13 protein-coding genes are annotated in these 7,155 nt (G+C 32.0%); 11 read left to right on the top strand and 2 right to left on the bottom strand.

The genetic code is table 11. From position 1 onward, the window contains the following. Both AAC053_RS13070 and AAC053_RS13065 read right to left on the bottom strand, forming a co-directional pair. On the bottom strand, positions 1-1,015 hold a 1,015-nt coding region (locus tag AAC053_RS13070), incomplete at its 3' end, for an efflux RND transporter permease subunit (RefSeq protein WP_339757465.1). A 110-nt stretch (positions 1,016-1,125) separates the two neighbouring features. Continuing rightward, positions 1,126-1,503, bottom strand: a complete 378-nt coding sequence (locus AAC053_RS13065) for a hypothetical protein (RefSeq protein ID WP_339757462.1) — start codon at positions 1,501-1,503, stop codon at positions 1,126-1,128. 777 nt (positions 1,504-2,280) lie between these two features. Here AAC053_RS13065 and AAC053_RS13060 point away from each other — a divergent pair. From AAC053_RS13060 to AAC053_RS13010, 11 genes are all read left to right on the top strand, one after another. Then, on the top strand, positions 2,281-2,586 hold the full coding sequence (locus AAC053_RS13060; protein WP_339757460.1) for a hypothetical protein: 306 nt from the start codon (positions 2,281-2,283) through the stop codon (positions 2,584-2,586). Between the two features lie 141 nt (positions 2,587-2,727). Further along, the gene (locus tag AAC053_RS13055) at positions 2,728-3,309 is read left to right on the top strand and encodes an AraC family transcriptional regulator (RefSeq protein WP_339757456.1); all 582 of its coding nucleotides are present in this window, start codon (positions 2,728-2,730) and stop codon (positions 3,307-3,309) included. 136 nt (positions 3,310-3,445) lie between these two features. Beyond that, complete coding sequence (locus AAC053_RS13050) at positions 3,446-3,877, top strand: cytochrome c (protein ID WP_339757453.1); 432 nt, start codon at positions 3,446-3,448, stop codon at positions 3,875-3,877. After that, a complete protein-coding gene (locus AAC053_RS13045) occupies positions 3,877-5,064 on the top strand; it encodes a hypothetical protein (RefSeq protein WP_339757450.1) in 1,188 nt (395 codons plus the stop codon). Before AAC053_RS13050 ends, AAC053_RS13045 begins: the two co-directional genes overlap by 1 nt. Before the next feature lie 22 nt (positions 5,065-5,086). Next, a complete protein-coding gene (locus AAC053_RS13040; protein WP_339757447.1) occupies positions 5,087-5,392 on the top strand; it encodes a hypothetical protein in 306 nt (101 codons plus the stop codon). A 201-nt stretch (positions 5,393-5,593) separates the two neighbouring features. Further along, on the top strand, positions 5,594-5,788 hold the full coding sequence (locus AAC053_RS13035) for a hypothetical protein (RefSeq protein ID WP_339757444.1): 195 nt from the start codon (positions 5,594-5,596) through the stop codon (positions 5,786-5,788). 152 nt (positions 5,789-5,940) lie between these two features. Further along, entirely contained in the window at positions 5,941-6,213 is a 273-nt protein-coding gene (locus tag AAC053_RS13030; RefSeq protein WP_339757441.1) for a hypothetical protein, read from the top strand. A gap of 12 nt (positions 6,214-6,225) precedes the next feature. Next, positions 6,226-6,444: a heavy-metal-associated domain-containing protein gene (locus tag AAC053_RS13025; RefSeq protein ID WP_339757438.1), complete on the top strand. Its 219-nt coding sequence runs from the start codon at positions 6,226-6,228 to the stop codon at positions 6,442-6,444. 19 nt (positions 6,445-6,463) lie between these two features. Then, the gene (locus tag AAC053_RS13020; RefSeq protein ID WP_339757435.1) at positions 6,464-6,682 is read left to right on the top strand and encodes an SHOCT domain-containing protein; all 219 of its coding nucleotides are present in this window, start codon (positions 6,464-6,466) and stop codon (positions 6,680-6,682) included. A gap of 18 nt (positions 6,683-6,700) precedes the next feature. Beyond that, positions 6,701-6,907 (top strand): SHOCT domain-containing protein, encoded by a 207-nt coding sequence (locus AAC053_RS13015; RefSeq protein WP_339757433.1) that lies wholly within the window; start codon positions 6,701-6,703, stop codon positions 6,905-6,907. 15 nt (positions 6,908-6,922) lie between these two features. Next, on the top strand, positions 6,923-7,155 hold a 233-nt coding region (locus AAC053_RS13010), incomplete at its 3' end, for a DUF5676 family membrane protein (RefSeq protein ID WP_339757429.1).

Below are 7,155 nucleotides of genomic sequence, written 5' to 3'. Positions count from 1 at the left end.
CAGCTAATGTTTTAGATGGCAATCCAGGAGCAACTTCATCAATTTTACTTTTAAGATTATGAATCACTTCTTGGGGATTGGCGCCATAACGTGCTACAACTACTCCACCAACAGCTTCTACACCACTTTTGTCTAGTCCACCTCTACGACCAGCTGGGCCAAATTGTACTTTGGCGACATCCTTTAATCGTATTGGTACATTATCTCTAACGGTAACAACACTTTCTTCGAGATCACTTAGGTTTTTAATGTACCCTAAACCCCTTACCAAATATTCGACTTTATTAAACTCTAAAGTTCGCGCACCAATATCAAGATTACTGTTTTTTACAGCTTTCATAATCATACCAACATCTACGTTATTGGCTTTCATGGCATCTGGATCAATCTCAACTTGGTATTCCTTTAAGAATCCACCAATGGAAGCAACTTCTGAAACGCCACTTGCTGCAGTTAAATAATAACGTACATAAAAATCTTGAATAGTTCTTAATTCTTGAGGATCCCAACCTCCAGTTGCTTTTCCTGTTTTAGGGTCTCTTCCTTCTAAGGTGTACCAATATACTTGTCCAAGAGCAGTTGCATCTGGTCCAAGAGCAGGAGTTACTTCGTTAGGAACTGTGCCAGGTGGTAATGAATTTAATTTTTCAAGTATTCGGGTTCTACTCCAGTAGAAATCTACATCATCGTTAAAAATGATATAGATACTGGATAGCCCGAAAATTGAATTACTTCGTATTGTTTTTACACCCGGAATCCCTAATAAAGATGTGGTTAATGGATAGGTGATTTGATCCTCAATATCTTGAGGAGATTGCCCCATCCATTCGGTAAACACAATTTGTTGATTTTCGCCAATATCAGGAATAGCATCAACAGGTACTGGATTTCGCTCTATTATAGAGGAATCCCAATTAAAAGGTGCGGTTACAATTCCCCCAACAATAAATGTGGCAAGTAATATAAATGTTATTAACTTATTTTCAAGAAAATAACGGATAGTTTTATTTAACATAAATTTTGATAATTAAACAATTAAACAGTGGTATTAATAAAATACCGAATATAAAAAGATATCCTAATGGAAAAATAGCCATGGGATACAATAAAGTGTATTGTTTAAAATCAAATTAAATAAGTCTCATCAAGCTTGTAGATACTCTTGACGATAAGTGGTGGTGGGTATTCTGTAAATGAGGATACCTTGTTTTCTAAACCTTCAAAAAGGTTGGTATAAGTATATACAAATGACGCAACAAAAAGTTGCTGATTATTTGTAAGACTATCAAACGAAACGCTTAGTTCATTTTGCCCATTTATAACAATTTGCTCATTGTTACAGCAAGTCTTCCCTTTAAATGAATCTTTAGAAGATTTAGCCTGTGATAAATCCATACCACAACTTTTAACGGAACCAAACAATGAAGAATCCACTATAACATCGCCACAATAATGACTCTCAACGGTAAAAGACAACGTTGAAATGAACACTAAAAGTGCCATGCAAAAGGATAATATTTTATATATAGACTTCTTCATTAATTCTACAAATCTACAAAAATTTTAACATTAGAATTTTGTTTAACATAATTTTAGATATATCGCTTAGTAAAACATTGCGTTTTACTAAGCGATATAATATACTTCACAAGGTATTTAATCTCTATAAGGAGGGGATGCCATGTTTAAAACCAGATGATTTATACGTATCATCATTATAAAATTTTTAGTCGTGAAATTCTTAAAGTTCAAATTTATATACCAAAACGATTATTCCCCTCCATTGTAGATTACTTACTTTCAACGTATTGCTTTTTTTACAGTTCTGTAAATTCACTAAAAACAAATGTTTCTTTGTTTACTTTCATTTTCTGATAAATGCTTCTGTAAATAACCTCATATTTAATAAAAGGATTACTCATTTTTTTTGAGAAAATATTAATTATCTAAACTGATTCATCATTAATTTTTATAAATTTTGTATTTACATTTTACAAAATCATTAATCTATCTTACTAATACAATATGATAAATATCATATTTTTGTTTAATCCTTGAATTTACATTTGCATCAATAGATTAATATTTTCAATATCTAATAATATTAAATATGTTAACTGAATTTTGTTTATTCTTTTTTTTTTAAACAAAGTTTCTTAATTTCATAATATGAAATTGTATTTTACTAAAATAATGTCCTTCTTTTTAGCAGTTTTTATACTGTTTTCTACCTCTTCTTTTACAGTGAACATTCATTTTTGCTATAATCAATTGGTGGATATGGCTTTTTTTAGTAAAGCAGAAATCTGTAAAGACAAAGTTCAAAATAAGGACAATATTTATACGCAACGTACTTCAATAAAAGAAAAAGATTGCTGCAATAATCGGACTTTTGTAAAGAAAGGGGATAATATCTTCAAAAAATCAAATATCATATCAGAAGTTGATTCGCTAGTTTCCTTTAACATGTTTAACTATACTGACCTTTTTAAAGGACTTGAAGAAAACGTAATTCCTATGAAAAGCTACAAACCGCCATTAATTTATGATGATATACAAATTCTCCACCAGATTTACTTAATTTAATTCTGCTTTTATAGCCGATAGCCTCACATTCTGTTAACAATTATTGTACCTTGTTTATTAACAACATCAAATATTACAAATTCTGTAGAGGCAAAGCCTTAAAAACTATTGAATTAAAAATTTAATAGTAAATTATATACTATGAGCAAACCAAAAGAGTTTTGGATAAAAAATATGGTCTGTAATCGCTGCTTAAAAGTAATTAAGCAAGAATTACAGGAACGTGGAATAACTATACTTTCTATAGAATTAGGGAGGCTGCTGGTAGAAGCGCCTAACAAAACTAATGATGAAATGATTAGTGACGTAACAAATGTGCTACAGGCCAATGATTTTGAAATTGTACAGACCGAAAAAGAAATGCTTACAGAAAGAATCAAGATAATTTTGATTGAAGAATTGCAAGAGTTGCCACTACATATTAAAGTAAAGACTTCTGAACTTTTAGCATCAACACTTCATCGTGATTATAAGACATTGAGCAAATTGTTCTCTGCTAATGAAAAGACCACCATAGAAAAATATTTCATTAAACTAAAAACAGAAAAAGCGAAAGAACTCATTCAGCTTAAACGGCACTCTTTTTCCGATATTGGTCATATGCTAGATTATAGCAGTGTTAACCATTTATCAAGACAATTTAAAGACGTAGTGGGAATGAGTATGACAGACTATAAGAATAAAGAAAACTGGAAACGTAATTTCTATGATGAAATTATATAGATACCAACGAAAATTATGTAGATAAAAAATCTATATCACAAATAAATTTAAAAACCCTTAAAACCAATTAAAATGAAATAAGAATGAAATAAAAATTAAACAAGAATTAAACAATAATGAAACAAAAATGAATAAAATGAAAACAAAAAGAATCCTAATCAGTTTAACACTTACAGGTGTGATGTACGCTTTGTTAGTGAGCTTTAGTTCTGCTCCTGAGAGTAGTAATTACGAAGCTATTCAACAAAAAAAATGGGTAGCTCCTGCGAGTGCAGATAAGATAGTTAACCCTTTAAAAGGAGATGTAAAAGCTGCAGCTTCGGGTAAAAAACTTTATAAAGTACTGTGCCTAGTTTGTCATGGCCCAAAAGGTAAAGGTGACGGTATGGCTGGTTCAGGTTTAACACCCAAGCCAACAAATTTAACTACAGAAGCATTTCAATCGCAATCTGATGGAGCTATTTTTTGGAAAATTACCGAAGGAAGAGCTCCTATGGCTAGTTACAAAACTTCAATTCCAGAAAAAAAACGCTGGGAAATTATTAACTATATAAGAACACTTAAATAATGAAAAAGCTAATAGTATTATTACTAATTGTTGGATTTGGTCATAACTCTTATGGGCAAACGTACAATGACTTTGAGACTGATAGTATAGAAGCATCTCAACCTTATAAACCAAGTAAAACTCAGTTTATGATTAGAGGTTATGGTCATACGGGATTAAACACGCTCAGCAGTGGAGATGAAACAGAATCATCTTATGTAGGTTCTGCATTTGCACCTATTTTCTTATTCAAACATTCTGAGAGACTTATGTTTGAAGCAGAACTTGAGTTTGTACTTGGAGGTAACGAATTAGAGGTAGGTTTAGAATATGCAGATGTTATGTATATTTTAAATAAGAATATGACAGTTCGTGCCGGTAAGTTTCTGCTTCCGTTTGGAACATTTATGGAACGACTACATCCAGCTTGGATTAATAAACTTCCTACAAAACCTCTTGGCTTTGGTCATGATGGTATTGCACCTTCATCTGGTATTGGTGTAGAACTTCGAGGTGCTTTTGACCTTGGTGGACCAAAACTTAATTATTCTGTGTATTCAACCAATGGTCCAAGACTAAAGGATGGTAGTGAAGAACCAGAAGAAGCTGGTATGCTTTTGTTTCAAAATTTTGAAGACAATAATAACAGCAAAGCTTTTGGTGGACGTATTGGGTTATTACCTTTTGCAGATTCATCTACAGAAATTGGTTTTTCTACATATTCATCAAGTAAAGTTGGTGCGAGAGGTTCCGAATACGATAATACAGGAGCATTCTTATATGCAATAGATTTTGCTTTCGTAAAACAAATACCAGCAATTGGTGGGTTTATTGATATAAAAGGACAATACAATAATTCTGATATTGATGATGCTACTTTTACTGAAGTTCATGAAGATGGTGATGAAGAAGAATATACCTTCGACAATAAAAGTGACTCGTTCTACACTCAATTAAGCTACCGACCAACAATGGCTAGTAGTGATTTCTTGAAAAAATTAGAGCTAGTAGGAAGATATTCTAACTTAAATACACCAGAAGGTGCTGAGTGGGAAGAACAATCAGATCAATATACCTTTGGATTAAACTATTGGCTAACTTGGAGATCAGTGATAAAAGTTGCATACGAAACAACGGATAGCGTTGGCGGTCATGATGGAGGTGGCAAAACTGACGGCTTCTTTGTACACTGGGCTATTGGATTCTAACAAACATATAAATTAAGAAATTATGAAAACAATACATAAAACAGTTATAACCAGCTTAATGCTACTTATAACAAGCGGAATAGTAGTAAGCTGTTCTTCTACAAAGGATAAATACATAGAGTCTACAGATGTTGAAGAAGAATTTGTAATGGAAAAATCTGGCGCTCAATTATGGGGAGAAGCCTGTAATAGATGCCATTTAGCACCTTCGCCTGCAGATTACAATGATACAGACTGGGAGACCATAAGTTTACACATGAAAATTCGAGCAAATTTAACAGAAAAGGAAATGATAAAGATTGAAGCCTTTTTGAAATCTGCCAATTAATAACTAATGCACATTCTCTTTATTCTTTAATATAAAAAAAGCATATTGAGAATGTGCTTATTAAAACAAATTATGAAATCACTTAATTTTGAATATAGAAAGAGAATTTCTATATTCAAATTGTATAAATAATAAAGAAAATTATGCAGATGTAAAACGGATACCATTACTAAATTTGAAGAAACTAATAACACATTCAAAATGAGAAATTTACTTGTTATTATACTCTTACTACCCCTCTTGGGAACTGGACAAACCATAAAGGATATAGATTATATCTCACCTTTTCACAATGAGGTTGTCGCAGTAAAAAAAGGAAGCGATTGGGTCTTTATAAATAAAGAAAGGAAAGACCATTTACCCTTTAACCCAGCTACACATTCACATCTCACCTAAAAATAAGAATGATAAAATTCACCTACCATAACATCTAAGCTTATTTCTAACAATTTAGTTTTGATTAGAAGTAAAAATAATTAGAGGACATTGAAAAAAGTAAACTAATAATATCAAAAACTAATAAAATGAAAAAAAATCACTGGTTATGGATGGTTATCGGCTGTGGTATACCACTTCTGTTCATCTTTTTAGCACCATCGTTTGGTATAGGAAGCGGTTCGTCCCTCTTTATATTTATTGTAGCAATGTTTGGCTTTCATTTATTAATGCCACATGGCACTCATGGGCATGGTGGACATGGTGGAGACAAGAATGACCATCAAAATCATTCCAGTCATAATAATGATACTGGCCACAACCATAGCAAGGAAGAATCGACAGAGAAGCCTACAGAAAAACACAAAGGACATCAACATCACTAAAAGCAAAACACAATGAAACTAAAATTTCAAATAAACGGAATCAGTTGTGGAGGTTGTGTAGCAAGGGTTAAGAATATTCTGGAAGAACATCCCAATATTGAAAAAGCACAAATTTTCTTAGCACCAAAAGGTGCAACCTTGTTAACAATGACAGAAGCACTTTCTATAGATGAACTACAGAAGCAACTCTATAAACTTGAAGGTTATACAATAACAGAGCTAAAACAATAACAATTAAAATCTAATAATTATGCATTTTTACGACGGACATTTTGGAGGTATGCACCTTATATGGTGGATTATATGGATTATCTTACTTGTTTGGGTTTTCTTTATCCCAGCAGATATACCTTTTCAAAAAACAAAGAAGGAAAGCCCACTAGATATTCTTGAAAAACGTTTTGCAAAAGGTGAAATATCTAAGGAAGAATTTGAAGAATCAAAAAAGATTTTAAGCTCAGAAAAATAATAATTAAAAACTTAGAATATGAATTACTACGGCGGAATGCATTTTATATGGTGGATTATCTGGCTCATTTTATTGATCTGGATCTTTTTTATTCCCACAGACATCCCTTATCAAAAAACAAAAAAGGACAACCCACTGGATATTCTTAAAAAGCGTTTTGCAAAAGGTGAAATATCTAAGGAAGAATTTGAAGAATTAAAAAAGATTTTAAAATCAGACAACTAATTTAAATTTAAAATTATGTATCGGTTAAACGTAAAAAAACTCGGTTTTGCATTAGGTCTCACAGGAGCCTTGATTTATTTAGGCTGTATGATTGTAATGATTACAGCAGGTCAAGAGGGTAGTATCACCTTCTTTAACAGCCTCTTACACGGCTTAGACACTACCAGTATTATTAGAATGGACGTTTCGCTTTTGGAAGCATTCTTTGGTGTTATACAAACATTTATACTCTTTTGGCTAATTGGCGC

The sequence above is a fragment of the uncultured Winogradskyella sp. genome (assembly GCF_963975125.1).
GTDB lineage: Bacteria > Bacteroidota > Bacteroidia > Flavobacteriales > Flavobacteriaceae > Winogradskyella.
The sequence above is the reverse complement of the archived record's forward strand: the minus strand, read 5'-3'. Positions and strand labels throughout refer to the sequence as shown.